At 66.1% G+C, this 24,440-nt stretch carries 19 protein-coding genes; 11 read left to right on the forward strand and 8 right to left on the reverse strand.

The window, feature by feature from the left end:
- Window positions 1–46: 46 nt before the first annotated feature.
- On the reverse strand, window positions 47–1,384 hold the full coding sequence (locus tag KM135_RS06180; protein ID WP_221713126.1) for a dihydroorotase: 1,338 nt from the start codon (window positions 1,382–1,384) through the stop codon (window positions 47–49).
- A 75-nt stretch (window positions 1,385–1,459) separates the two neighbouring features.
- Here KM135_RS06180 and ygfZ point away from each other — a divergent pair, with 75 nt between their 5' ends.
- The 3 genes from ygfZ (at window position 1,460) to KM135_RS06195 (ending at window position 3,218) form a co-directional block, all read left to right on the forward strand.
- Entirely contained in the window at window positions 1,460–2,206 is a 747-nt protein-coding gene (ygfZ, locus tag KM135_RS06185; RefSeq protein WP_221713127.1) for a CAF17-like 4Fe-4S cluster assembly/insertion protein YgfZ, read from the forward strand.
- Entirely contained in the window at window positions 2,206–2,949 is a 744-nt protein-coding gene (locus tag KM135_RS06190) for a glutaminyl-peptide cyclotransferase (RefSeq protein WP_221713537.1), read from the forward strand. Before ygfZ ends, KM135_RS06190 begins: the two co-directional genes overlap by 1 nt.
- 83 nt (window positions 2,950–3,032) lie before the next feature.
- The gene (locus tag KM135_RS06195; protein WP_221713128.1) at window positions 3,033–3,218 is read left to right on the forward strand and encodes a YgaP family membrane protein; all 186 of its coding nucleotides are present in this window, start codon (window positions 3,033–3,035) and stop codon (window positions 3,216–3,218) included.
- A 226-nt stretch (window positions 3,219–3,444) separates the two neighbouring features.
- Here the strand turns inward: KM135_RS06195 and KM135_RS06200 are convergent, their stop codons facing one another.
- The 3 genes from KM135_RS06200 to KM135_RS06210 all read right to left on the reverse strand — a co-directional run bounded on the left by KM135_RS06200 (window position 3,445) and on the right by KM135_RS06210 (window position 8,421).
- The gene (locus tag KM135_RS06200; protein ID WP_221713129.1) at window positions 3,445–4,266 is read right to left on the reverse strand and encodes a DsbA family protein; all 822 of its coding nucleotides are present in this window, start codon (window positions 4,264–4,266) and stop codon (window positions 3,445–3,447) included.
- Window positions 4,263–5,603, reverse strand: a complete 1,341-nt coding sequence (locus KM135_RS06205; RefSeq protein ID WP_246605793.1) for a M48 family metalloprotease — start codon at window positions 5,601–5,603, stop codon at window positions 4,263–4,265. The genes KM135_RS06200 and KM135_RS06205 overlap by 4 nt, the downstream gene beginning before the upstream one ends.
- Window positions 5,604–5,739: 136 nt before the next feature.
- Window positions 5,740–8,421, reverse strand: coding sequence for a ribonuclease E/G (locus KM135_RS06210; RefSeq protein WP_221713131.1), 2,682 nt, complete (start codon window positions 8,419–8,421; stop codon window positions 5,740–5,742).
- Window positions 8,422–8,901: 480 nt separating this feature from the next.
- On the opposite strand from KM135_RS06210, the gene KM135_RS06215 reads away from it, so the two are divergent.
- Window positions 8,902–9,846, forward strand: coding sequence for an N-acetylmuramoyl-L-alanine amidase family protein (locus tag KM135_RS06215; RefSeq protein ID WP_425517016.1), 945 nt, complete (start codon window positions 8,902–8,904; stop codon window positions 9,844–9,846).
- A 50-nt stretch (window positions 9,847–9,896) separates the two neighbouring features.
- On the forward strand, window positions 9,897–10,337 hold the full coding sequence (locus KM135_RS06220; RefSeq protein WP_221713133.1) for a hypothetical protein: 441 nt from the start codon (window positions 9,897–9,899) through the stop codon (window positions 10,335–10,337).
- Here the strand turns inward: KM135_RS06220 and dacB are convergent.
- Window positions 10,334–11,791, reverse strand: coding sequence for a D-alanyl-D-alanine carboxypeptidase/D-alanyl-D-alanine endopeptidase (gene dacB / locus KM135_RS06225; RefSeq protein WP_246605794.1), 1,458 nt, complete (start codon window positions 11,789–11,791; stop codon window positions 10,334–10,336). The two genes, KM135_RS06220 and dacB, sit on opposite strands and share 4 nt — an antisense overlap.
- Window positions 11,792–11,927: 136 nt before the next feature.
- Between dacB and KM135_RS06230 the strand changes: the two genes are divergently transcribed.
- Window positions 11,928–14,432 carry a penicillin-binding protein 1A gene (locus tag KM135_RS06230; RefSeq protein ID WP_221713134.1) on the forward strand — a complete coding sequence of 835 codons (2,505 nt, stop codon included), beginning with the start codon at window positions 11,928–11,930 and terminating at the stop codon, window positions 14,430–14,432.
- A gap of 109 nt (window positions 14,433–14,541) precedes the next feature.
- Here the strand turns inward: KM135_RS06230 and KM135_RS20140 are convergent, their stop codons facing one another.
- The 3 genes from KM135_RS20140 to KM135_RS06245 form a co-directional block, all read right to left on the reverse strand.
- On the reverse strand, window positions 14,542–15,534 hold the full coding sequence (locus tag KM135_RS20140) for a GGDEF domain-containing protein (protein WP_221713135.1): 993 nt from the start codon (window positions 15,532–15,534) through the stop codon (window positions 14,542–14,544).
- A 272-nt stretch (window positions 15,535–15,806) separates the two neighbouring features.
- On the reverse strand, window positions 15,807–16,619 hold the full coding sequence (locus KM135_RS06240) for an SDR family NAD(P)-dependent oxidoreductase (protein ID WP_221713136.1): 813 nt from the start codon (window positions 16,617–16,619) through the stop codon (window positions 15,807–15,809).
- Between the two features lie 90 nt (window positions 16,620–16,709).
- The gene (locus KM135_RS06245) at window positions 16,710–17,684 is read right to left on the reverse strand and encodes an SGNH/GDSL hydrolase family protein (protein ID WP_246605795.1); all 975 of its coding nucleotides are present in this window, start codon (window positions 17,682–17,684) and stop codon (window positions 16,710–16,712) included.
- Between the two features lie 253 nt (window positions 17,685–17,937).
- On the opposite strand from KM135_RS06245, the gene prfB reads away from it, so the two are divergent.
- The 5 genes from prfB to katG all read left to right on the forward strand — a co-directional run bounded on the left by prfB (window position 17,938) and on the right by katG (window position 24,332).
- On the forward strand, window positions 17,938–19,065 hold the full coding sequence (gene prfB / locus KM135_RS06250; RefSeq protein ID WP_221713137.1) for a peptide chain release factor 2: 1,128 nt from the start codon (window positions 17,938–17,940) through the stop codon (window positions 19,063–19,065).
- Complete coding sequence (locus KM135_RS06255) at window positions 19,065–19,808, forward strand: class I SAM-dependent methyltransferase (RefSeq protein ID WP_221713138.1); 744 nt, start codon at window positions 19,065–19,067, stop codon at window positions 19,806–19,808. Before prfB ends, KM135_RS06255 begins: the two co-directional genes overlap by 1 nt.
- Window positions 19,809–19,947: 139 nt before the next feature.
- On the forward strand, window positions 19,948–21,102 hold the full coding sequence (locus KM135_RS06260) for a GNAT family N-acetyltransferase (RefSeq protein WP_246605796.1): 1,155 nt from the start codon (window positions 19,948–19,950) through the stop codon (window positions 21,100–21,102).
- Entirely contained in the window at window positions 21,099–21,944 is an 846-nt protein-coding gene (locus KM135_RS06265; protein ID WP_221713140.1) for a cupin-like domain-containing protein, read from the forward strand. The genes KM135_RS06260 and KM135_RS06265 overlap by 4 nt, the downstream gene beginning before the upstream one ends.
- 186 nt (window positions 21,945–22,130) lie before the next feature.
- Complete coding sequence (katG, locus tag KM135_RS06270) at window positions 22,131–24,332, forward strand: catalase/peroxidase HPI (protein ID WP_221713141.1); 2,202 nt, start codon at window positions 22,131–22,133, stop codon at window positions 24,330–24,332.
- The last annotated feature ends 108 nt before the right edge of the window (window positions 24,333–24,440 follow it).

The raw sequence follows: 24,440 nt of genomic DNA on the forward strand, positions 1-24,440 counted from the left end.
GATCCGCGCCGTCCTGCCATTGTCGCCATGCCTGCCCCCTCCCCGCTCAGTGGCCCGGAAACGTCGTGGCTTCGAAGCGGACAGGCTCGCCGACCGCCGCATTGGCCAGCTGGTTCTCCCACATCACGCGATGTCCGCGCACGATCGTGCCGACCGGCCGCCCGGTGATCTCCATGCCCTCGAACGGCGACCAGCCGCAGCGCGAGGCCATCCAGTCGGCGCCCATCGTCCAGCGCGCGCGCAGATCGACCACCGTGAAGTCCGCATCATAGCCGACCGCGATGCGCCCCTTGCCGACCAGGCCGAAGACGCGCTGCGGCCCGGCGCTGGTCATGTCGATGAAGCGCTGCAAGGTCAGGCGGCCATTGGCGACATGATCGAGCAGCAGCGGCACGAGCGTCTGCACGCCCGGCATGCCGCTGGGGCTCGCCGGATAGGTCTTGCTCTTCTCCTCGATCGTGTGCGGTGCATGGTCGGACCCCAACACGTCCGGCACGCCCTGGCCGACCCAGTGCCACAGCCCCTCACGATGCGCGCCGCTGCGGATCGGCGGGTTCATCTGCGCATAGGTGCCGAGGCGCGGATAGGCCTCCTCGCCGGCCAGCGTCAGATGCTGCGGCGTCACCTCGCAGGTCGCGACATCCTTGTTCTGCCCTAGAAACTCCAGCTCGGCCGGCGTCGTGACGTGCAGTACGTGGATGCGCCGGCCGGCGTCCCGCGCCAGCTTCACGATGCGTTTGGTCGCCAGCATCGCACTCTCGTCGTCGCGCCAGACCGGATGGCTGGACGGATCGCCCTCGATCCGCTCGTCCTTGCGTGCGTTCATCCGCGCCTCGTCCTCGGCATGGATCGCGACGCGGCGCCTGCCATGCGCGAGGCAACGCGCCAGCGCCTCGTCCTCGGCGACGAGCAGGCTCCCGGTCGAGGCGCCCATGAAGATCTTGATGCCCGCCGTACCCGGAATCTTCTCCAGCTCGCCCAGCTGCTCGGCATTGTCGCCGGTCGCGCCGACATAGAAGGCGTGATCGCACCACATGCGATGATGCGCGCGGGCGAGCTTGTCGTGGACGCGCTCGGCCGTGTCGGTATTGGGATTGGTGTTGGGCATCTCGAACACAGCGGTGACACCACCAAGCACGGCCGCGCGGCTGCCGGATTCGAGATCCTCCTTATGCTCCAGTCCCGGCTCGCGAAAATGGACTTGGCTGTCGATCACACCGGGGAGGACGTCCAGCCCCGTGCAGTCGATGACCTCGCCCGCACCGCCGAGGCTGGCGCCGATCGCAACAATTCTGCCGCCGGTGACGCCCACATCGACCGCCGCCGGGCCACCGGGCAGATGGACCGTGCCGTTCTTGAGGATGAGATCGAATGTCTGGGGCATGAATCTTTTCTCGCTTGGCGTCGGCGGTGAGCCGGACGGCTTGGCTATTGACCTTGCCTGTCCTACCTAAAGCCGATGCTTCCGACCACCCTTCACGATCGCGCACTCGTCCGGGTCGGTGGCGCCGACGCTCGGCCCTTCCTCCAGGGCCTGCTGACGCAGGACATCCTGACCCTCGCGCCCGGTGCGCCGCGCTATGCGGGCTTGCTGACGCCGCAAGGCAAGGCGCTGTTCGACATGATCCTTTGGGCCGACCCCAAAGGCAGCGACGATGTGCTGCTCGATTGCGAGGCCGGGCGCGCCGAGGCGCTGAGCCGACGGCTCAGCCTGTATCGCCTGCGCCGCCCTGTCACGATCACACCGGAAGAGAGTCTCGCCGTCCATTGGTCGATCGAGCCGCAAGACGGCGCCGCGCCCGATCCGCGCCTCGCCGCGCTCGGTCATCGCTGGCTCGCGCCGGCCGAACCGGGCGATGCGAGCGACGCCTTCCGCGCCCAGCGGCTCGCTCACGGCATTGCCGAAGGCGCGGCCGAGCTCGGTGAGGACAAGACGCTCTGGCTCGAGACCAATGCCGAGGAACTGGGCGGCGTCGATTATGCCAAGGGCTGCTATGTCGGGCAGGAGAACACCGCGCGCATGCATTATCGCAACAAGGTGAACCGCCGCCTCGTCGTCCTCCCACTCGACAAGTCCGATCCGGCGCGGCTGCGCATCGCCTACCCCGCGCTCGGCCTTGCCATCGATCATCGCCCGGTCGATACGCTGGCCGACGTGCCGCTGCCAGACTGGCTCGCACAGGCGGTCGCCGAGAGCGCCGAATGATGCGGCGTCTCCTCGCGGCGATCCTGCTGCTGCTCGGCGCGACCGCCGCGCGGGCCGACATCAAGTGGGAAATCGTGAAGACCTTGCCGCACGACACGCGCGCCTTCACGCAGGGGCTCTTCATCGCCGACGGGCAGCTCTACGAAAGCACCGGCATCGTCGGCCGATCGGAACTGCGCGTGCTCAGCCTCGACGAGGCGAAATTGCTGCGCAGCAAGCCGATCCGCACAGACCTCTTCGGCGAGGGGATCGCGCCCTGGAAGGACCGACTGGTCAGCATCACCTGGCAGAGCGGCCTCGGCTTCGTCTGGCGCCGCAAGGACTTCAAGCAGGTCAAGAGCTTCTCCTATCCGGGCGAGGGCTGGGGTCTCACCAGCGATGAGCATTCGCTCATCATGAGCGACGGCACGGCGGAGCTGCGTTTCCTCGACCCGGAGACGCACAAGGAGCGCCAGCGCATCACCGTGACCTGGGACGGCGTGCCGGTGCAAAATCTCAACGAACTCGAATATGCGCGCGGCGCCGTCTACGCGAACATCTGGTACTCGCCGATGATCGCGAAAATCGATCCCAAGACCGGCGCCGTCACCGACTGGATCAATCTCTCCGAACTGGTCGCGAGCAATATCGGCCGCGACTCCGGGGCCGTGCTGAACGGTATCGCCTGGGACGAGAAGGCCGAACTTCTCTATGTCACCGGCAAGAACTGGCCCCATCTCTACGCGCTGCGCCTGACGCAATGATGCGCATTTGATCCCGGTCAAAGCGCCGGTCCGGTCCCTTGCCTAGGCTCGCCTGCGAAAAGCAAGCAGGAGGAACAGGTGCCATGGGCCAGCGCAATATCGGCACTATCGACCGGCTTCTACGCATCGTCATCGGCATCGTGCTGATCGCACTCGTCTTCGTCGGCCCCAGGACGCCGTGGGGCTGGATCGGCCTCGTGCCCCTGCTGACCGCCCTCATCGGCACATGCCCGCTTTATTCGCTGATCGGCCTGAAAACGCGATCCTGAGCATCGTGCAGAAAGGTGGGAACCGGTTTTCTGCAATAAACGATGCGACAACAAAAACTGAGAGCGAGCTGGGTGATCCGAATGTCACGCTGCCCGCTCTGACCGACAGGTTTGCGCCCCCTTGCCCCTCCCGTCCGGGGCAGTCAGGGCCAGCGCAAAGGAGGCCTCCTCTTGGCAGCAGAGGGGGCCTCCAACGCGCGGTTGGAAAGAAGCCCCCCGGTCGGCCTCAGCCCTTGTCGCGCGCCTTCTGGATCGCTGCCTTCAGCACGTCATAGCCGACCTGGCCGTTGAACATCTCGTCGCCGACGACGAACAGGGGCGTGCCTTCGCCGCCAAGCGCCTGCGCCAGGCGGATATTGCCCATCAGCGCCTCGTCCCGGCTGGAATCACCGAGCGCCGCCTTGGCCTGCGCCGCGTCCAGCCCGGCCTTGGCCGCGGCCTTCAGCACGAGGTCGGATTCGACACCGCCGGCCGCATACATGGCCTGGTGAAACGATGTGAACTTGCCCGCTTCCGCCGCCAGCATGCTGACTTTCGCCGCACCGGCGCTGCCCTGCGTGATCACCGGCAGCTCGTGATAGACGATGCGCAAGTCCGGATTGTCCTTCACCAGCCGCTGCAGGTCGGGCAGCGAGGCGCGGCAATAGCCGCAGGCATAGTCCATGAACGCGACCAGCGTGACGCGCGGCCTCTCCGCGCCTTCCCACGCGCCCTTGTACGGCGTTTCGAGTTCAGCGCGATTCTCGTCGATCTTGGCCGCCGCTTCCCTCGCCTGCAGCCGCTTCACCGCCTCGGGAATGATCTCGGGATGCTCGAGGATATAGTCGCGCACGATCGCCTCGATCGCGGCGCGATCGGTCGCCGCGACCGCCTTGGACTCGCTGTCCGCCGCCGCATAGGCGACGGCCGCGCCGCCCGTAACCAACATGGCAATCAGCGTGGGAGCAACCAGCCGGCGGCGCGTGCGCGTGCCCGTGCGCGTCGTCAGCGCCGACAGGATCACCCCTCCCGCGCGCAGGATGGTCTTCAGCGTCGGCCTGTCGGTCATTTCTTCCTGGTTCTTTCCATGGCCGCGCGGCTCACCATCGCGATGTCCTGCGCGCGGATAAAATCGGGCGTGCCCTGGCTGATGCCGCTCATCGCCACTTCAGCATGGCGCAGCGCCAGCGCAGCCTGGCCTTCCATCGAATAGCGCTCGGCCGTCGCCAGCGCCGCCCGTGCCGTATCGCCCTTGCGCTGATAGACATTGCCGAGCGCATACCAGCCGAACGGATTGTCATTGTCGCGCGACAGGGCATTGCGCAGGACGCGCTCGGCCTCGGCGAGATAAGCGTCGTCGTCCGTCGCGAGCAGCGCATGGCCGAGCAAGGTCGCGATCAGCGGCTGGCCACCCGTGCGCTCGACAGCTTCGCGCAGCGGCGGGATCGCCTGCGCCGGCTTGCCGGATTCGAGCAGTACCTGCCCTTCCAGTTCCAGGAAATAGGGATCGTGCGGCGCTGTCTTGAGCAACGCCTCGACCTCGCCCAGCGCTTTGTCGGTATAGGCGCTCTTGTGATAGGCATAGGCGCGTGCATAGCGCGCCGGCACCGAAAGATCGGTTTCGGGATAGAGCTGGAGCGTGCGCTGCGGCTCGCTCACGAAGCCGATGAGCTTGGCCTTCACGCGCTGAAACCTCGCCTCGAGCGCAGGATCGGTCGGCTTGTTCCAGGCGGGATCATTCTCATAGACGTGCGTCAAGGTCGCCACGCGATCGCTGGAGAGCGGGTGCGTGCGGAAATAGGTGTCCTGCGGGACATAGAGCCGATATTCGAGATTCTGCAGCTTCTTGAAGAATTCGAGGCTGCCCTTGCCACTGATTCCCGCATCATGGAGATAGCGCGCGCCGGCCGCGTCCGCGCTGGACTCCTGCGCCCGGTTGAACGCAAGGAACTTACCCATGGCGGCCTGCTGGCCCATCGCCATGATGCCCATGCCGGCCTCACCGCCGCCCGCCGCCATCGCCGCCGCGCCGAGCAGCAAGGTGACGAGCTGGATGCCCGTCGCCTCCTTGATGCCTTCCATCGAGCGGATGACGTGACCGCCTTCGACATGGCCCAGCTCGTGCGCCATCACGCCCTGAACCTGATTGAGATTGTCGGCCTGCGCGATGAGGCCGCTATGGAACCAGACCGCCTGCCCGCCCGCCACGAAGGCGTTAATGCTGGGGTCGTTGATCACCATGATCTGGACGTTGCGTTCTCGAAATCCGGCGGCACGGACCAGCGGCGCCGACGCATCCTGCATCAGCGCCTCGGTCTCTGCATCGCGCAGGATCGACTGCGCCCATGCGCCCTGCGCCGCGATCAGCCCTGCCGCCGCCAGCACGGCGCAGATGCGTGCAAGCATCCGCAACGCGCGACCGGCGAGCGAGGGAATCGGGAAAGCCATCGGGCGGCCTATGCCCGCCGCAGCCTGAACCCCGGCTGACGGACCGACACAACGGTCCGCAGCACGGGTTCGGCCCGAGGCGGGCGCCGGCCGGTCACGCTCCGAACGTGCGCTGCCACCAGCCACGGCGCGGAGTGCCATCGGCGTCCTCACCATCGGCGCCTGCGTCCCCGACCTCTGGCGCATCCGCAACCATGGTCTCGGCGGGCTCATCGGACCTAGCCGCGAGCGCGACGGGTTCCGCTGCCTTGCGGCGCGGACGACGCTTGGGCGCAGGAGCCTCCTCCCGTGTGGTCGGCTCCTCTGCAGCCGGAGCCTCAGCAACCGGTTCCGGCGCGGACGACGCTTCCGCCTCGACCGGCGCGGCTGCGGCAGCCGGAGCCTTGCGGCGCGTGCGGCGCTTGGGCGCGGCTTCTTCGGCGGCAGGCGCTTCCTCGGCGACGGGCGCGTCGGTCAGCTCGGGCGAAACCTCGACCTCGACAGCGGCTTCCGCATCGACCTCTGCTGCCGGAACGGCCTTGCGGCTGCTGCGGCGACGCGCCGGAGCAGGCGCCTCCTCTTCGACGACCGGCTCGGGCGACGCCGCGACCGGCTCGGCCTCGCTCGGCACCTCTGCGTCGGTCGCGTCACCTGCCTCGGCATGGCCGTTGCCCTGGCCACCGCGCCGGCGGCGGCCGCCACGACGGCCACGACGGCTGCGACGCGGCTGATCATCGCCCGATTCGGGCGCGCCGGCTTCGGCTTCCTCGCGGGTATCGCCTTCGCCTTCGCTCTCGCCGTCTTCTTCACCGGCTTCGCCGGAAGCGGCCTCGGCTGGACCTTCTTCGCCATCGCGACGGCCACGACGGCCACGACGGCGACGCTTGCGCTTGTTGCGGCCGGCGTCATCCCGATCGCCGTCGCGTGCGGCGCGACGCGGCTCGTCCCGTGCTTCCTCTTCTTCTTCTTCTTCTTCCTCGTCCTCTTCCTCGAAGATTTCCTCTTCGTCTTCGGAGTCGAGGGGCTCGACGATGGGCGCATAGCTTACCTGCATCGTCGGACGCGGACCGCTGGCCTCGACCGACATGCGCGCGCCCTCGACCTCGCCGTCGGGCAGGATCATGATCGTCACGCCATAGCGGTTCTCGATCTCGTCGAGTTCGCGGCGCTTGTTGTTGAGCACGTAGAAGGCCGCTTCCTGGCTCGCGCGCAGGGTGATGAGGCTGCCGCGACCGCGCGCCGCCTCTTCCTCCAGCATGCGCAGCGCCGAGAGACCGGCCGAAGACGCCGTGCGGACAAGGCCCGTGCCTTCGCAATGCGGGCAGGCACGGGTCGATGCTTCGAGCACGCCGGTGCGCAGGCGCTGACGGCTCATCTCCATGAGGCCGAAGCCGGAGATGCGGCCGACCTGGATGCGCGCCCGGTCGTCCTTGAGCGCTTCCTTCATCGCCTTCTCGACTTTGCGGATGTTGGAGTTGTGCTCCATGTCGATGAAGTCGATGACGACGAGGCCCGCCATGTCGCGCAGGCGGAGCTGCCGGGCGATCTCGCGCGCCGCTTCCAGATTGGTCGCGGTGGCGGTCTGCTCGATATTATGCTCGCGGGTCGAACGGCCGGAGTTGATGTCGATCGAGACGAGCGCCTCGGTCGGGTTGATCACCAGATAGCCGCCCGAACGCAGCTGCACGACGGGATTGTACATCGCCGCAAGCTGATCCTCGACGCTGAAGCGCTGGAACAGCGAGACCGCATCGGCATATTGCTTCACACGCCGGGCATGGCTCGGCATCAGCAGCTTCATGAAGTCCTTCGCCTGGCGATAGCCTTCATCGCCCTCGACGATCACTTCCTCGATGTCGCGATGATAGATGTCGCGGATCGCGCGCTTGATGAGATCGCTGTCATTGTGGATCAGCGCCGGCGCCGACGCCTTGATCGTGTTCTCGCGAATCTCGTCCCACAGGCGTGCAAGATAGTCGAAATCACGGCGGATCTCGGTCTTGGTGCGCGAGAGGCCGGCAGTGCGCACGATGCAGCCCATGCTCGAGGGCAGCTTCATGTCGGCGATGATCGACTTCAGGCGCTTGCGGTCGGTCGCGTTGCTGATCTTGCGCGAGATGCCGCCGCCATGGCTGGTGTTGGGCATCAGCACGCAATAGCGGCCGGCGAGGCTCAGATAGGTCGTCAGCGCCGCGCCCTTGTTGCCGCGCTCTTCCTTGACGACCTGGACGAGCAGCACCTGGCGGCGCTTGATGACGTCCTGGATCTTGTAGCGGCGGCGCAGCGCCATGCGCTTGTGCTTCAGCTCATCGGCAGCCGCATTGTCGGCGGCCCGGCCGTTGCGCCGCGCCGGCTTGGCTTCGGCATGCTCGCTGTCCTCGTCCTCGTCGTCGCCATGGTCCGGGCGCTCGACGATCTCGACGTCGCCGGCATGATCATGATCGTGATCATGCTCGCCGTCCTCGTCGTCATCGTCCAGTTCGCCGCGCAGGGCGGCTTCCTCGGCGGCGTGCGCGGCTTCTTCAGCCAGCAGTGCCTCGCGGTCCTCGCGTGGAATCTGGTAATAGTCGGGATGGATTTCCGAAAAAGCCAGGAAGCCGTGGCGATTGCCGCCATAATCGACAAAAGCTGCCTGCAGCGACGGCTCTACGCGCGTGACCTTGGCAAGATAGATATTTCCCTTGAGCTGTTTGTGCTCGGCTGATTCGAAATCAAACTCCTCGATCCGGTTCCCCGTTACGACCGCGACCCGGGTTTCTTCCCGGTGGCGCGCATCGATCAACATACGCATTGTCATTCAAGCATCTCCAGCCGGTCATCGCGGCGCTCCCATTGGGAACGTGGCGATCCGGCATAATGAGGGAGCGCGCGGCCCGGCGCGTCGGATCGACGCGGCGACGGCGGAGCGAGCTCCGGTTTCAACGAAATTGTTTGCGTCTGCTGCAAAGGCATGTCCGCTTCCTGCGGCAAAAGACCCAAGGTGCGCCCGCAGCCCGATGCCCGCTTCTGCGCGCTCTGAGCTTGTCAAGCCATGCCCCATTGCAACATCAACCTGTCCAATCGTCCGCAAGGCGTGTCAGCAAGACGTTGCCAGCAAGACGATGTTTCTCCGATGAAATGGTCCAGCCCCTGTTTCGGACATGGGACCGTTTCGGAAGTGCGAAGCGCTAGCAGGGCTTTGACTGCAGGGCAACGATGAAAAGAAATTGCGCGGCGGCGCCGATCGCATCGCATTGTCCCGCCCACCCGTGGCGTGAAGACGCTGGAACGATTTTGACTGGACGCACGGCCCGCGCTCGCGGCACATGCCATGCTCATGGTCCTGTCCGCAGCCCTGATCGCGCTCCTTGTTCCAGCGCCCGTTCAGTCGCTTGTGCCCCCGCAGCCGATCACGCAGCCGATCACGCAATCCGATATGGGAGCGCCCGCGCGGATGAGCAAGCCGCCGACGCGCGGCCGCATCGTCGTGCGCATCCCCGATGCTGCGCCGAGCATCGCACTGCCGCCGGTCGAAGGTCCGCGCGATCCGCGACGGCCGCTGGTGGTGATCGATGCTGGCCATGGCGGGCACGATCCCGGCGCGCACAATCCCGCACTCGGCATTCGCGAGAAGGATCTGACCCTCGCCATCGCGCGCGCTATCAGGGAAGAACTGCTCAAGACTGGCCGCATTCGCGTCGCCCTCACCCGCGACGACGATCGCTTCCTCGTCCTGCAGGAGCGCTATGGCCTCGCCCGCAAGCTGGGCGCCAGCCTGTTCATCTCGATCCATGCCGACGCCGCCGAGCACCCGGGCGCACGCGGCGCCACGGTCTACACGCTCTCGGACGTCGCCTCGGATCGCGAGGCCGCGCGCCTTGCAGCGCGCGAGAACCGCGCCGATATCCTCAATGGCGTCGATCTCTCCGACAAGAGCAATGCCGTCAGTTCCATCCTCATCGACCTCACCCAGCGCGAGACGATGGAATCCTCGACCAAATTCGCCGAACTGCTGCACCGCGAGGCCGTCTCGCATTTCCGCTTCCGCAATCCGCACCATCGCTTCGCATCGCTGATCGTGCTCAAGTCGCCCGACACACCCTCGGTCCTGTTCGAGGCCGGCTATGTCAGCAATGACGAGGATGCGCGCTGGATGGCGACCAAGGATGGCCGCCTCCAGCTCGCGAAGGGCGTGGCGGCGGCGATCTCGATGCATTTCGCGCGGGCGTCGGTCGGGCGATGAACGCCCAGCTGCGGTGGAACACCGGGTGCATCGGCTGCCTTTTACCGCTCATGGTCGTCGCCATCGTCATGTTCGGGCTGGCCGCCTTCATGCCTTCCATGCTCGACGCGCTCGACGAGGGCCGTTCCGGACGTCTGTTCCGCGCCGTTCGTGATATGAATATAGGCCCGTTCAACATCCCGCTCGCCTTGTGTGCCGCAGCAATGGCCTTCGAGCTGGTCCGGCAAGTCAGGCGCATGGCCGACGACATCGCGATTACGGCAACCGAGACCGGCCTTGTACCGCACCGCACGACCGGCATCGCGCCGATAGCTTGGTCTGAGGTCCAGGACATTTCGGCCGCGCCCGCAAAACGCGGAGAGGCGGCGACGCTCGTCATTCGATGCCGCAATGGCCGCGCACATCGGATCAAGGCTGTCGACAGCCGCGGGGGCGTGATGGACGAGTTCGTTCGCGAAGCACGCAAGCTCGGCGACCTCGACGGCACCTAGTTCGCCTCCGCAATCGCCAGCAGCGCCTTGTCCATCGCCGCGATCGCCTTGTCGGTCTCGCCATCGGGACAATCGTTGGAGAGGATCGAGAAGATGAGTGTCCGTCCGCTTTTCGCGAGCAGATAGCCGCTCAGCGTATTGGTCGCGTTGAGCGAGCCGGTCTTGGCGAAGATGCGCCCATCAAGCGCCGTGCCCGCAAAACGCCGCCGCAAGGTCCCGTCGCGCCCGCCGACCGGCAGGCTCTCGCGCCAGGCCGTGCCCCAGCTCTGCCGCGCGGCCCAGCCGAGCAACGTCACAGCCGCGCGTGGTGTGATGCGATTATAGCTCGACATACCCGACCCATCGGAAAGATCGACGCCATTCTCCGGCATGCCCGCCTGCGCCAGCACGGCCTGCATGACGGCCCACCCCTCGGCGATCGAGCCGGTGCCGGCGAGGCGCCCGAGATGCCGCAGCAGCAATTCGGCATGGAGATTCTGGCTGAGCTTGTTGATGATCGCGACATCCTCGGCGACCGGCGAGGCGGGCACGGTCGCCAGCATGCCGTCATCGGCGGGCGCCGGCGCGACCGGCCCCGTGCGCTCAGCCGGATCGTCCTGCGGCAGAACCGGGCGATGCCGGGTTAGGAGCCGGCCCTTCACGTCGACCCCGCGCGCCACGAGGAACTCGCGCAGGCGCCAGGCCGCATAATGCGCCGGATTGTCGATGCCGAAGCGCAGCCGCTCAGCCGGCGCATCGGCACCGATCGTCCCCATCAGCCGCACCGTGAAGCCGCCCGGATCGCGCCACCAGCCAATCTTGACCTCGCCCCCGGGCACCGTGAGGGCCTGATTGTCGAGCGTGAAATAGCGCAGCTCCTCGACCGTCGGCGCTGCGCCCACAGCCGCCGGCCTGACCAGCACGGCCAGTTCATTGTCGTCGAGCGTCAGCGCCGAGGTGCCGGTGCCCGATCGAGTGGGGATATTGTTCCAGCTCATGCCTGGGCTCCAGCGCTCGTCCGGAAACCAGCGATCGTCGCCGATGATGTCGTTCACCCGCATCGTCCGCGCCGCCACCGCATCGGCCAGCGCCGCAAGGCAGGTCTGCATACAATCCGCAGCGCTGGACAGACGCGGATCGCCCCGGCCGAGCAGCACCACATCGGGCCGGCTCTCAGCGCCTTCCAGCACCACACCGGTCCCCCGCGCCGCACCGTCGAGCGCCGCGAGATGCGCATAGGCCACCGCCGTCGTGAACATCTTGGTGTTGGACGCGGGAATGAAGCGCTGGTCCGGCGCGACGGCCAGCACCTCCGCGCCTTCCAGCGTCGTCACCAGCAGACCGATCCGCGTCCCGGCCGGCGCTTCCTTCAGTATTGCTGCGACATGCGGGCCGAGATCAGCCGACTGGGCCAGAAGCGGCGGAAGCGGGAGCGCCAGAAGGATGAAGGCGAGGAGCAGACGCATGCTGCTCATGCCTATCAGCTCGCTCCACGCGAATATAGACGAACGCCGGCTCCTTACGTCATTTCTCCACCGCCTTTCGACGCGCAGCGAACGCCTACCGCAAAACCGGTTCCCTCAGCCGGGGGAAATGGTCTAGGTGGCGCGGATGGACGAAGCGACCAGTGAGGCGACCAGCTTCCGCCTTCAGCGCGGCGAAGGCGGACCGGGACTGCTCCAGCGCATGCGGGCGCTGCTCAAGCGACGCCGCTGGCGCTGGCCGGCTTATGGGCTGGGCGCGTTCATCGTCTTCATCTTCCTGTTCTGGCTGCTCTTCGCGCGGGGCCTGCCCGATGCGCGCACCCTGCTCGACTATCAGCCGCCGCTGCCGACCGTGGTGCGCGACAATGAGGGCAAGCCGATCTACAGCTTCGCCCGCGAGCGCCGCGTGCAGCTCCAGTACAGCGATTTCCCGCCGGTCCTCATCAACGCCTATCTCTCGGCCGAGGACAAGACCTTCTTCAGCCATCACGGGCTCGATTTCCCCGGCCTCGTGCGCGCCGCCGGCGAAGGCCTGCTGAGCGGCAGCACGCCGCGCGGCACCTCGACCATCACGCAGCAGGTCGCCAAGAATCTGCTGGTCGGCGCCGAAGTGAGCTATGTCCGCAAGCTCAAGGAAGCGATCCTCGCCTGGCGCATGGAAGACGTACTGACCAAGCAGCAGATCATCGAGCTCTACCTCAACCAGATCTTTCTCGGCCGGAACGCTTATGGCGTGCAAGCGGCCGCCCGCGCCTATTTCGACAAGGATGTGGGCGACCTCAAGCTGCATGAAGCGGCCTATCTCGCCATTCTCCCCAAAGGCCCGGCCAATTACCGCCCCGAAGTCCATATGGACCGCGCGCTCGAGCGGCGGAACTGGGCGCTGGGCGAGATGCAGAAGAACGGCTTCATCACCCGGCAGCAGATGGCGGCTGCCCAGGCGGAGCCGCTCGGCACGGTGGCCCAGCGCGGCACCGGATACAGCAATATCGGGGGCTATTATATCGAGGAAATCCGCCGCCGCCTGATCGCTCAGTTCGGCGAGGCGGCCGAACATGGGCCGAACAGCGTCTATGCCGGCGGCCTCTGGGTCCGCTCGCCGATCGCCCCTTTCATGCAGGAACAGGCGACGAAAGCCCTGCGCGAAGGCCTGCTGCGCTATGACGCCGGCAAGGGCTGGTCTGGCCCCATCGCGAAGGTCGATCCGGCCAATTGGCAGCGCGATCTGGCTGTCTCCAATGTCGGCGTCGATTATGCCGACTGGACCGTCGCGGTCATACTCGACAAATCGGCGACGGAGGCGAACATCGGCCTGCCCGGCGGGCGCACCTCGGTCCTGCCCCGCGCGCTCGCCATGCTGGTCGATCGGCGCACGAACGGCGTCACCTTCGATAGCCTGAAGCCCGGCGACGTGATCGCGGTGAAGCCGGAAGGCAATGCCTATGCCTTGCGCAACATTCCCGGCGTCTCGGGCGGCCTGATGATCGAGGACGTTCACAACGGCCGCATCTACGCCATGCAGGGCGGCTTCGATTCCCGCCTCTCGTCCTACAATCGCGTTACGCAGGCGATGCGCCAGCCCGGCTCGACCATCAAGCCGTTCGTCTATGCCGCCGCGCTCGACAACGGGATGACGCCCGCCTCGATCATTGTCGATGGGCCCTTTTGCGTCTGGCAGGGCGCCAATCTCGGCCAGAAGTGCTTCCGTAACTTCTCCGGCGGCGGCGGCGGCGCGCAGACGATGCGCTGGGGCGTCGAGCAGTCGCGCAACCTCATGACCGTCCGCGCCGCTTCGCAGACCGGCATGCCGCGCGTCGTGCGGACCATCAAGGACATGGGCATCGGCGACTATCAGCCCTATCTCGCTTTCGCGCTCGGCGCCGGCGACACCACGGTTGAGCGCATGGTCAATGCCTATGCCATGCTCGCCAATCATGGCCGCCAGCTGACCCCCAAGGTCATGGACTATGTGCAGGATCGCCGCGGCAAGGTGATCTGGCCGGCCAATTGGCGTCCCTGCCAGGGGTGCAACGGCAGCGACTGGGACGGCAAGTCCATGCCCCGCTTCGCGCAGGGCGGTCGTCAGGCCATGAACCCGATGACCGCCTATCAGGTCGTTCACATCGCCGAAGGCGTGATCCAGCGCGGCACCGCGACGCGCCTGCGCGACATGGACCGGCCGCTCTTTGGCAAGACCGGCACGACCAATGGTCCGACCAACGCCTGGTTCGTCGGCGGCTCGCCCGATATCGTCGCGGGCGTCTATCTCGGTTACGATCAGCCGCGCAATCTGGGCGGCTATGTGCAGGGCGGCAATACCGCCGCGCCCATCTGGCGCTCGGCCATGGAGCCGATCCTCAAGGACATGCCCAAGACGCCGTTCGTGGCGCCGGCCGGCGTCCGCATGGTCCGCATCGATCGGCGCACCGGCAAGCGTGTCTATGGCGGCTGGCCGTCGACCGATCCGAAATCCGCGATCATCTTCGAAGCGTTCAAGCCCGAGACCGAGCCGCGCATCTCGATGCGCCGCGACGAGCTGGCCGAGCGCGCCAAGCAGGACGTCGCCGCCGCGCGCGTGTCGCGTCGCGATACCAGCCGCGACTTTGCGGGCGATCAGGGCGGCATTTACTGAGGCGTTCTGCCCGAGTGGAAACACCGTGACTTGAGTCGCACCCTATAGCAGTCGCGCCGCGCCAACGCGCTCAGGGCGGAAAGCGCGCACATTCAGCGATCACGCCGGTTTAGGCCGCAGCCTTATAGATCGTCCGGTTGCGCCCGCTGTTTTTCGCCTCATAGAGCAGGCCGTCGGCCTGGCGGAGTGCGTCCTCCGGGTCGTCCCGGCAGGTCGCGATGCCAGCCGAGAACGTCACCTGGCCGATCACCTCGTCCGTGTCCCGCACGCGCATCGTCCGGGCGCCAACGGCTGTGCGCGCCTTCTCGACCAGCGCAAAGGCGGTGTCGCCATCCACATCGGGCAGGACGACGACGAATTCCTCGCCACCGAAGCGCCCGACGATATGCGGCTCCATGGTCTGGGCCAGCGTCTCGGCGACGGCCTTGAGCACGCGGTCGCCCACGGCATGGCCGAAGCGGTCGTTGATCGACTTGAAGTGGTCGATGTCACAGAAGGCGACGGCCATCGGCGTGCCCTCATTCGCGAAGACGCGCAGCTTGCGGTCGATCTCGCGGCGATTTGGGAGATTGGTAAGCGCGTCGCGCGTGGCGTCGTCGCGCGCCGCGTCCAGGTCCTGGCGCAGGCGCTCGGTCTCCTGGCGCGTCTCGGCGAGGCGGCGCTCCATATCCGCCGTGCGCTCGATCATCGCACCGATCAGCCCGGCGAGATTGCTCTCCGTGCCGATCTGCTCCGCGCTCTGCGCCAGGTCGCGGCCGAAATCGCCCGCATTGGCCAGCGCCGTCGCCGTGATGTCGGAGAAGGAGAGCATCTGGTGGCGCAAGCTCGCCTGCTGCTCGTCGTCGGCCGGCTTGTTGGCGGTCGCCGCGGCGCCATGCCCGGTTTCGCCCGGCGCCATGTTCATGAGGTCGTCGACATCCTTCTGCGCGAGCCGGACGCCGCCGTCCATGATGCCATCGGCCTGCTTGCGGATCCAGCCGTTGGCGCCCGTCAGATAGAGATAGGCGAACGTATAGTTGGTCGGCGTTGCGTCCAGCATGTTGGCGTCGAGGAAGCGGATCGCTTCCTGCGCTGTCTTGCGGTTGATCTTCTTGCGATCCACGTTTCACTCCCCACGAGTTTTGGCGATCTCGCGCCGACTTGGCAGCGGGATATGAAAAGCTGGTTAAGGAGAAAATGGGGATATTTCGCGGGATTCCGCGCTTAATTGGCAGGACGTCTGATGCATAGAATGATAGCCTTTCGACGTGACTCTCGTAAGCATCACAAACGAAAGCGCATTTCCCGTCAGGCGGCGGCTCCCGGCGTTCATTCAGTTCCCACATTCAGGAATAATCTTGCGTGCGCACGCCGCTCGCGGCTCGAAAAATTTTATCAGTCGGTGGCCATAAAGGCTGCGAAACGCTCTTCCCAGTCCGGGTGCCAGCGCGAGAGGGCTGGCCGATTCTCGATGATGTCGCCCGCCATCCAGGCGATGCGCTTCTCGTCCATCGCCCGCGTCACGTCATTGTCCGGGCAGAGGATATAGAAGTCGCCGTTGGCGAGGCTGTCCATCATGAAATCGATGACCTGCTCGCTGGTCCAGGCAGCCGGCGGTTTCTCTCCCTGGCTGCGCGTCAGCCCGGTGTAGGTGAAGCCGGGGATCAGCAGATGCGCGCTGATCCTCTCGCCCGTCTGCGTGCGCAGCGTATGCGCAAGCCCCTCGGTCAGCGCCTTCACGCCGGACTTGCTGACATTATAGGCCGTGTCGCCCGGCGGCTGGGTGATGCCCTGTTTCGAGCCGGTATTGATGACCAGGCCCGGCCCGCCGCCCGCGATCATCCCCGGCAGGAAGGCCTGCACGCCATGCAGCACGCCGAACAGATTGACCCCGAGCACCCGTGCCCAGGCGTCCGCACCGGCCAGTATGTCGCCACCGCGCCCGACGCCGGCGTTGTTCATCAGCACCGATGCCGGGCCATGGCGCGCCTGAATATCGGCCGCCAGCGAATCGACCGCGCTTCGCCCCGAAACATCGATCTTGAACCCCTCGCCGCCGAGCGAGGCAGCCACCTGCGCCACATCGTCGGCCCAATCGATCAGGCAGATCTTCATGCCCTGCGCGGCGAAGCGCTGCGCCGCCGCCAGCCCGATCCCGCTTGCGCCGCCGGTGATCACCGCCAGCTTGCCCGTTCCGATCGCGTCCATCTCCGCCTCCTTCATCGCTGCTGCCGCGGCCTGATAGAGGATAGAGACGGTTCGCGAAAATCGCTTTTCGTGCGGCTGGTGCGCGAAAGGCTATGGCGTGGCCAGCGCGGCTCCCCCCCGCCGCATCGCCACACCGGTCATCCCCAGCCCGAGGATCATCAGCAGCCAGGTCGCCGGTTCGGGCACCGGGAGCTGGTTCACGATGCCCTGGGCGAGCAGGGCGTGGACGTAGCTCGTCGGGTGGATGGTGTCGAAATAGAGATAGCCGGCACAGCCGCCGAGTACCGCTGCCGCGCCGCCGCTCTGGCAGCTCTCGGTGAGGTTGGTGAGTCCATAGGCGCCCGGATTGGCCCGCAACGCCTGCTCCTGCGCGTAAACATGGTAGAAATCGATTCGCGTGCCGGTGAGTTGCGAGAGCGTCACCGTCAGCCCCTCGATCGCGGCGTTGAGCGCGATCGTCCGCGCCGTCGCCGTCGCTTCGATCGCCGGATCGCCATAGGCCAGCGTGTCGGGAAGCTTGCCGATGTCGGGCAGCCCGGTCACAATGATCGTCTGCGCGCCCGCGCCGGCCAGGGCGCTTAGACCTGTCGCGAAAGCATTGAGCGTGGGCGTGAAGTCGATCGCGCCCAGGTCGGTCAGCACCGAGCGCACATCATTGCCGCCGAAGGTCACCAGCACCAGCGCATCGCTCGCGATCGGCTCGCCGAGATTCTGGAAAAGCTGGAGCTGGGGCAGGAAGCTCGGTGACACTTCGCCCGGCTTGAAGGCCGCTTCCGCGCCGCCCACAGCGAAATTGTGGCCGCCTGCCAGATAGGCGACCGTCTCCATGCCGAACAGCGACTGACTCAGATAGTCCGCGAAGTTCGGCCCGTTCGAGAATCGCCCCTCATAATAGCCGAGCGCGGCCGGCGCCGGATCGGGCAGGCCGAGCAGGATCGAGCCGATCTGCGCGTTGCCGGCGTCGACCAGGCTGTCGCCGAAGACGAGCAATTTGGAAAAGGCCGATGCCGGTGCCGAAACGACCAGCGAACACAGCACGGCCACACAAAGGGTCAGTCGCTTCATCAATCTCTCCCACGGCAGACGATGTTTCACCGGGAAAATAGCACCGAACAGCGGCGAACATGGCGCACCATGCGATGAAGCGTTCCGCATATCGCATGGTGCCCCCGAGCGGAAAACCTGGCACCACGCCATCCAACCGGCACCGACGCCCATGCCGCAAGACCCGCATCCCCTTGACCTTGCGCGCGCGCCGTCGCATCCGGCGGCGCTTGGTCCTATATCGGCCCGAAAAAGACTGACGGAGACTCTACACATGCGCGCCGAAGCCGAGGCCCATGTCGACCAGATCAATGCCGCGCTCGCCCTGCTGCGCCGCTCGCTCGATTGGGACCGCGCCCTGCGCCGGCTCGACGAGCTGAACGCGCGTGTCGAGGACCCGACGCTGTGGGACAATCCCAAGGCCGCGCAGGAGGTCATGCGCGAGCGCACACGACTGGATACGTCGATCAACGCAACCCGCTCGATCGAGCAGGAAATGACCGACACGGCCGAGCTCATCGAGATGGCCGAGGCGGAAGGCGACGAGGATCTCGCCAACGAAGGCGTCGCAAGCCTCGCCGCGCTCGCCGAGCGCGCTGACAAGGACAAGGTGACCGCACTCCTCTCCGGCGAGGCGGACGGCAACGACACCTATCTCGAAGTCCATGCCGGCGCGGGCGGCACCGAGAGCCAGGACTGGGCCGAGATGCTGCTGCGCATGTATCAGCGCTGGGCGGAGAAGCGCGGCTGCAAAATCGAGATGATCGAATATCAGGCCGGCGAGCAGGCCGGCATCAAATCTGCAACTCTGCTCATCAAGGGCGAGAACGCATACGGCTACGCCAAGACCGAAAGCGGCGTGCATCGTCTCGTGCGCATCTCGCCCTATGACAGCTCGGCGCGGCGTCATACGTCGTTCAGCTCGGTGTGGGTCTATCCGGTGATCGATGACGACATCGATATCGAGATCAAGGAAAGCGACCTCAAGATCGACACTTATCGCGCCTCGGGCGCGGGCGGTCAGCACGTCAACACGACCGACTCGGCTGTGCGCATCACCCACGTCCCCTCGGGCATCATCGTCGCCTCGCAGAACGACCGCTCGCAGCACAAGAACCGCGCGACAGCTATGGGCATGCTGAAGGCCCGGCTCTACGAAGCGGAGCTGCGCAAGCGCGAGGAAGCGGCCAACACCGATTATCAGGCCAAGACCGAGATCGGCTGGGGCCACCAGATCCGCTCCTATGTCCTGCAGCCCTATCAGCTGGTGAAGGACCTGCGCACTGGCGTCACCTCCACCAGTCCGGACGACGTGCTGGACGGCGCGCTCGATCCGTTCATGGCTGCCGCGCTGGCGCAGAAGGTCACGGGCGAGAAAGTCGATGTCGAGGACGTCGATTGATGACGAAAGGCCGGTTGGCATGGCTGCTTCCGGCCTTGCTGGCCGCCAGCCTCTCCGGCTGCGATTCCCTGTCGCCGCAACCGACCGACCGGCCGCCGACGGCGCGTGAATTTCCCGAAGCCGATCGCCCCGTCGCGCCGATCATCTCGACCCGCTGGTCGACCGAGGAAGCGCGCGACCGCGTCAACGAGGCCGAGGAGATCATGGACAAGGCCGGCATCAAGCCGGGCATGACCGTGGCCGATATCGGCGCAGGCGAAGGCTATTACACGGTCCGCCTCGCCCGGCGCGTCGGGCCGAATGGCCGGGTGCTGGCGCAGGACATCATCGCCGAAGTGATCGATCAGCTCGGCCGGCGCGTCACCAAGGAAAACTGGGAGAATGTAAGCGTCAAGCTCGGCACGGCGGACGATCCCAAGCTGCCCGACGCCAGCTTCGACCGCGTGCTCATGGTCCATATGTATCACGAGATTTCAGAGCCTTACGCCTTCCTCTGGCGGCTCTATCCGTCGCTCAAGAAAGGCGGGCAGGTGGTCGTGGTCGACACCAACCGGCCCACCGAACAGCATGGCACGCCACCGGCACTCCTGCGCTGCGAGTTCGAGGCGATCGGCTTCCGCTTCGTGAGCATAGAGGAGCGCACGGCGGCAGGTGGCTATCTCGCCCGCTTCACCCCCTATGGCGCCCGCCGCGACCCCGAGGAAATCTCCGCCTGCCGGATCGCGCGGAAAAGCGAATCCTGAACAGAGTGGGCAATGGCCCCTTCAGCCCCTCCCCTCAAGGGGATGGGCTGAAACCCAACTCATCCGTTCGACCGAGGGACAATAGCGATACAACCTATGCTTAGTCTTATGCTAAGCAGTCTCCGCTATGGACGCTGGCATGAAGGTGGGACATGTGCCGATCCAGTCAGACGCGCCGAGCGGCGCGGCAGCGGCCCCGGCCGCGGCCCGCGATGACGGGCTCGCCCGGCTGGAGGGAGGCTGTGCAGAGCCCAATCCCTTTTACGGACCCGCCCTGCTGGACACCGCCTGCACGGTACTCGATCCCGATGCCGATGTCCGCCTCGTTGATGCGATCGATGATCGGGGCGTCATCATCGGCCGTCTGCCGGTCACGCAAAGCCGAGAACATGGCCGCTTCCCGCTACGCAACACCACCAACTGGCTCCACCGCCACTGTTTCTACGGCGCGCCGTTGCTCCTAGCCGGCCGGGAGGACGAGGCCTGGCGCACCATTCTAACCTCGCTCGACGCCGCGCCCTGGTCCGGCACGTTCCTGCACCTGCGCAATGTCGATGCGGAAGGGCCGGCCGTCGCCGCGCTCAAGCGCATCTGCGCGGCGCAGGGTCGCCGCTGCGAGGAAGTCGGCCGTTATGAGCGCGCGCTCCTCGCCAGCGACAAGGACGCCGAGACCTACTGGATGGACAATGTCCGTTCCAAGAAGCGCAAGGAATTGCGCCGCCTGCAATCGCGCCTCGCCGAGCTGGGTGCGATCGAACGCCGCCATCTCGCCGATGCCGCCGAATTGCCGCACTGGATCGACGCCTTCCTGCTGCTCGAGGCCAAGGGCTGGAAAGGCGAACAGGGAACCGCGCTCGGCTCGCGCGCCGAGGACAGCGCTTTCTTGCGCCAGGCTTGCGCCCGCGCCTTCGAGGCCGGCCAGCTGGATCTGCTGCGCATCGATTGCGCGGGCCAGCCGATCGCCATGCTCATCAACTTCGTGAGCACGACCGGGGGCTTTTCGTTCAAGATCGCCATCGATCCCGAGTTCGCCCGCTATTCGCCAGGCGTGCTGATCGAGCAGGACAATCTCGCCCGCGTGCTCGATGCCAGGGTCGCCCCCTGGATGGACAGCTGCGCCGCGCCCGATCATCCGATGATCGACAGCCTCTGGGGCGAGCGCCGCATCATCGCGCAATATCGCATCGGCCTGAACAAGCCGGGCCTATCCGGCCTCGCCGGCCGCCTCGCCTTGCCTGCAATGACGCTCGTCGAGCAGGCTTATGCCCGCATCAAGTCTGGAGCTCGCTCATGACCGCGACCACCGCCACTTTCCCGGCCGAGGCGATCGCTGCTTTCTCCGCCGCTTATCCCGATCGCCACCAACGCCTGACGCATCGCCTCACCGGCCATCCCCTGCTGACGCGCGAGGCGATCGCCGCGCTGGCGGAGCGGCACCCGCAAGAGCGCATGGAGTTCAATCTTGGCACGTTGCCACTCGGCATCCGCCCGGAGGACACGCCTGCCAACGGCCTCAGCGTCGCCGAGACCATCCGCACGATCGACGACAACAAGAGCTGGATCGTCATCAAGAATGTCGAGCGCGACCCGGCCTATGCCGCGCTGCTCGACGAGCTGCTGGGCGAGCTGGAGCCGATCGTGAAAGGCCGCACCGGGCCGATGGAACATCGCGAGGCGTTCATCTTCTTCACCTCGCCGGGCAGCGTCACCCCGTTCCACATGGATCCCGAGCACAATATCCTCATGCAGATCGAGGGTGAGAAGATCATGACGGTCTTCCCTGCCGCCGATGCCGCACTCGTACCGCCCGAGCAGAGCGAAGCCTTCCACGCCGGGGCGCATCGCAATCTGCAATGGGAGGAGGACTTCCTCGCCAAGGGCGATGCCGTGCATCTGACGCCGGGCGACGCAATCCTCGTCCCGGTGAAGGCGCCGCATTTCGTGCAGAATGGCGATGCCGTCTCGATCAGCCTCTCGATCACCTGGCGTTCGGAGCGTTCGGTCGCGGAAGGCGAACTGCACAGCTTCAATCGCCTGCTGCGCGCCAGGGGGCTTCCCCTGGTCAGCATCGGCGCCAAACCCGAAGCGCAGAAGATCGCGAGGATCGGCTACCGGGTGATGCGCAAGCTCAGCTAAGCCGCGCCCGCTCCAAAAGGCGGTCCCCGCTCAACATGATCGAAATGGCGCGCTGCATATGATGCGCGCCGCGTGATCGCTTTTTCAGAACTCTCTGACGAACTTTGTTCGTTTTCGTCATCAACGCGCCAGGCGTAGCCTCCATCTTCGACAGACCAGCCCCAAAAGCCATAGGAGAGCACGATCATGGACGCAAAGACGACTGGCAGCCCCTCGGGTTGCCCGATGCACGGAGACGGCGGACTGCGCTCCCTGCTCGGCCGCACCAACAAGGACTGGTGGCCCGAGATGCTCGCCACCGAGATCCTCAATCCCAACGGCGCCTCCAATCCGATGGGCGCCGATTTCGATTATGCCGAGGCGTTCAAGCAGCTCGATTATGCCGCGCTCAAGGCGGACTTGACCGCGCTGATGACCGACAGCCAGCCCTGGTGGCCAGCCGACTACGGGCATTACGGCCCCTTCTTCATCCGCATGGCCTGGCACGCCGCCGGCACCTATCGCACGGCGGACGGCCGCGGCGGCGCCAATAGCGGGCAGCAGCGCTTCGCCCCGCTCGACAGCTGGCCGGACAACGGCAATCTCGACAAGGCGCGCCGCCTGCTGTGGCCGATCAAGCAGAAATACGGCAAGCATATCAGCTGGGCCGATCTCTTCATCCTCACCGGCAATGTCGCGATCGAGAGCATGGGCGGGCCCGTCTTCGGCTTCGGCGGCGGCCGCGCCGACGTGTTCGAGCCCGAGCGCGACATATACTGGGGCTCGGAAGACAAATGGGTGAACCAGGGCGTTCAGACCCGCATTGCCCCCGAGCATGGCTTCCACGAGCTCGAAGGCCCGCTCGCCGCGATCCAGATGGGCCTCATCTATGTCAATCCGGAAGGGCCGCAGGGCAATCCGCATGACGACGAGGGCATGGCGCGCGACATGAAGGAAACCTTCGAGCGCATGGCGATGAACGACGAGGAGACCGTCGCGCTCACTGCGGGCGGCCACACCTTCGGCAAGGCGCACGGCAATGGCGACGCCTCGCTGCTCGGCAACGCCCCCGCGGGCGCCGATCTCGCCGCGCAGGGCTTCGGCTGGGTGAGCAGTCACGAGAGCGGCGGCATCGGCGAGCATGCCGTGACCAGCGGCATCGAGGGCGCCTGGACCAACACGCCGCGCGAGTGGACGGAGAATTATTTCCGCCTGCTACTCGATTATGACTACGAACTGGTGAAGTCGCCCGCGGGCGCCAATCAGTGGCAGCCGATCAACCAGAAGGAAGAGGACAAGGCACCGGCTGCCTGGGATCCGAACATCAAGGTCCCGACGATGATGACCACGGCCGACATGGCGCTGAAGCGCGACCCCGCCTATCGCGCGATCAGCGAGAAGTTCCGGGCCGATCACGAGGCGTTCAAGGACGCTTTCGCCCGCGCCTGGTTCAAGCTCACGCATCGCGACATGGGGCCAAAGGTCCGCTATCTCGGCCCCGAAGTGCCGGAAGAGGATCTGATCTGGCAGGATCCGATCCCTGCCGGCACCATGCCCTCGGACGCCGATGTCGCGGCGGTGAAGGCAAAGATCGCGGCCAGCGGCCTCACCGTCAGCCAGCTCATCAAGACGGCCTGGGCCTCGGCCAGCACCTATCGCAAGTCCGACCATCGCGGCGGCGCGAACGGTGCGCGCCTCCGTCTCGCCCCGCAAAAGGACTGGGATGTCAACGAGCCCGCCATGCTCGCCAAAGTGCTGGGCACGCTCGACGGCTTGCGCGGCTCGCTGTCGATAGCGGACGCCATCGTGCTCGGCGGCGTGGTCGGCCTGGAGAAGGCGATCAAGGATGCCGGCTTCAACGTCGCGGTGCCGTTCACCGGCGGTCGCGGCGATGCGACGGCTGAGCAGACCGATGCCGACAGCTTCGCGGTCATGGAACCGGAGGCCGATGCCTTCCGCAACTATCTCGGCAAGAAGAAGCTGGCCGTTAAGACCGAGGAAATGATGCTCGATCGCGCATCCTTGCTCGGCCTGTCGGTGCCCGAGATGACCGTGCTGGTCGGCGGCCTCCGCGTGCTCGGCGCCAATCATGGCGAGCGTGGGCATGGCCATTTCACCAGGCGGTCGGGCCAGCTGACCAACGACTTCTTCGTCAACCTGCTCGACATGACCAATGTCTGGAAGGCGGTCGATGGGTCGGACGACCAGGAATATATCGCCACCGATCGCAAGAGTGGCGGAGAGACCTGGCGCGCGACCCGAGCCGATCTCGTCTTCGGCTCCAATTCGGAATTGCGCGCGGTGGCCGAGGTCTATGCCGAGACCGGGCATGAGGAGAAGTTCGTGAAGGACTTCGTCGCCGCCTGGACCAAGGTGATGAACGCGGATCGTTACGATCTGAAGGCCTGACGGCAATTTCCGGATCGCCCAGCGCGGTCCGGCCCGAGGAGGAAACCGCCGCACCGGCAAAACGGTGGGGCGGTTTTCCATATACGCGCCCTCCGGACATGATCGCTC

This window comes from Sphingobium xanthum (assembly GCF_019737615.1).
GTDB classification, from domain to species: Bacteria; Pseudomonadota; Alphaproteobacteria; order Sphingomonadales; family Sphingomonadaceae; genus Sphingobium; species Sphingobium xanthum.

What these genes read in the sequence shown, in the direction of transcription:
- KM135_RS06180 (WP_221713126.1), bottom strand. Translation starts at nt 1,384, where the DNA reads ATGCCCCAGACATTCGATCTCATCCTCAAGAACGGCACGGTCCATCTG.
- ygfZ (WP_221713127.1), top strand. Translation starts at nt 1,460, where the DNA reads ATGCTTCCGACCACCCTTCACGATCGCGCACTCGTCCGGGTCGGTGGC.
- KM135_RS06190 (WP_221713537.1), top strand. Translation starts at nt 2,206, where the DNA reads ATGCGGCGTCTCCTCGCGGCGATCCTGCTGCTGCTCGGCGCGACCGCC.
- KM135_RS06195 (WP_221713128.1), top strand. Translation starts at nt 3,033, where the DNA reads ATGGGCCAGCGCAATATCGGCACTATCGACCGGCTTCTACGCATCGTC.
- KM135_RS06200 (WP_221713129.1), bottom strand. Translation starts at nt 4,266, where the DNA reads ATGACCGACAGGCCGACGCTGAAGACCATCCTGCGCGCGGGAGGGGTG.
- KM135_RS06205 (WP_246605793.1), bottom strand. Translation starts at nt 5,603, where the DNA reads ATGCTTGCACGCATCTGCGCCGTGCTGGCGGCGGCAGGGCTGATCGCG.
- KM135_RS06210 (WP_221713131.1), bottom strand. Translation starts at nt 8,421, where the DNA reads ATGACAATGCGTATGTTGATCGATGCGCGCCACCGGGAAGAAACCCGG.
- KM135_RS06220 (WP_221713133.1), top strand. Translation starts at nt 9,897, where the DNA reads ATGGTCGTCGCCATCGTCATGTTCGGGCTGGCCGCCTTCATGCCTTCC.
- dacB (WP_246605794.1), bottom strand. Translation starts at nt 11,791, where the DNA reads ATGAGCAGCATGCGTCTGCTCCTCGCCTTCATCCTTCTGGCGCTCCCG.
- KM135_RS06230 (WP_221713134.1), top strand. Translation starts at nt 11,928, where the DNA reads ATGGACGAAGCGACCAGTGAGGCGACCAGCTTCCGCCTTCAGCGCGGC.
- KM135_RS06240 (WP_221713136.1), bottom strand. Translation starts at nt 16,619, where the DNA reads ATGGACGCGATCGGAACGGGCAAGCTGGCGGTGATCACCGGCGGCGCA.
- KM135_RS06245 (WP_246605795.1), bottom strand. Translation starts at nt 17,684, where the DNA reads ATGAAGCGACTGACCCTTTGTGTGGCCGTGCTGTGTTCGCTGGTCGTT.
- prfB (WP_221713137.1), top strand. Translation starts at nt 17,938, where the DNA reads ATGCGCGCCGAAGCCGAGGCCCATGTCGACCAGATCAATGCCGCGCTC.
- KM135_RS06255 (WP_221713138.1), top strand. Translation starts at nt 19,065, where the DNA reads ATGACGAAAGGCCGGTTGGCATGGCTGCTTCCGGCCTTGCTGGCCGCC.
- KM135_RS06260 (WP_246605796.1), top strand. Translation starts at nt 19,948, where the DNA reads ATGAAGGTGGGACATGTGCCGATCCAGTCAGACGCGCCGAGCGGCGCG.
- KM135_RS06265 (WP_221713140.1), top strand. Translation starts at nt 21,099, where the DNA reads ATGACCGCGACCACCGCCACTTTCCCGGCCGAGGCGATCGCTGCTTTC.
- katG (WP_221713141.1), top strand. Translation starts at nt 22,131, where the DNA reads ATGGACGCAAAGACGACTGGCAGCCCCTCGGGTTGCCCGATGCACGGA.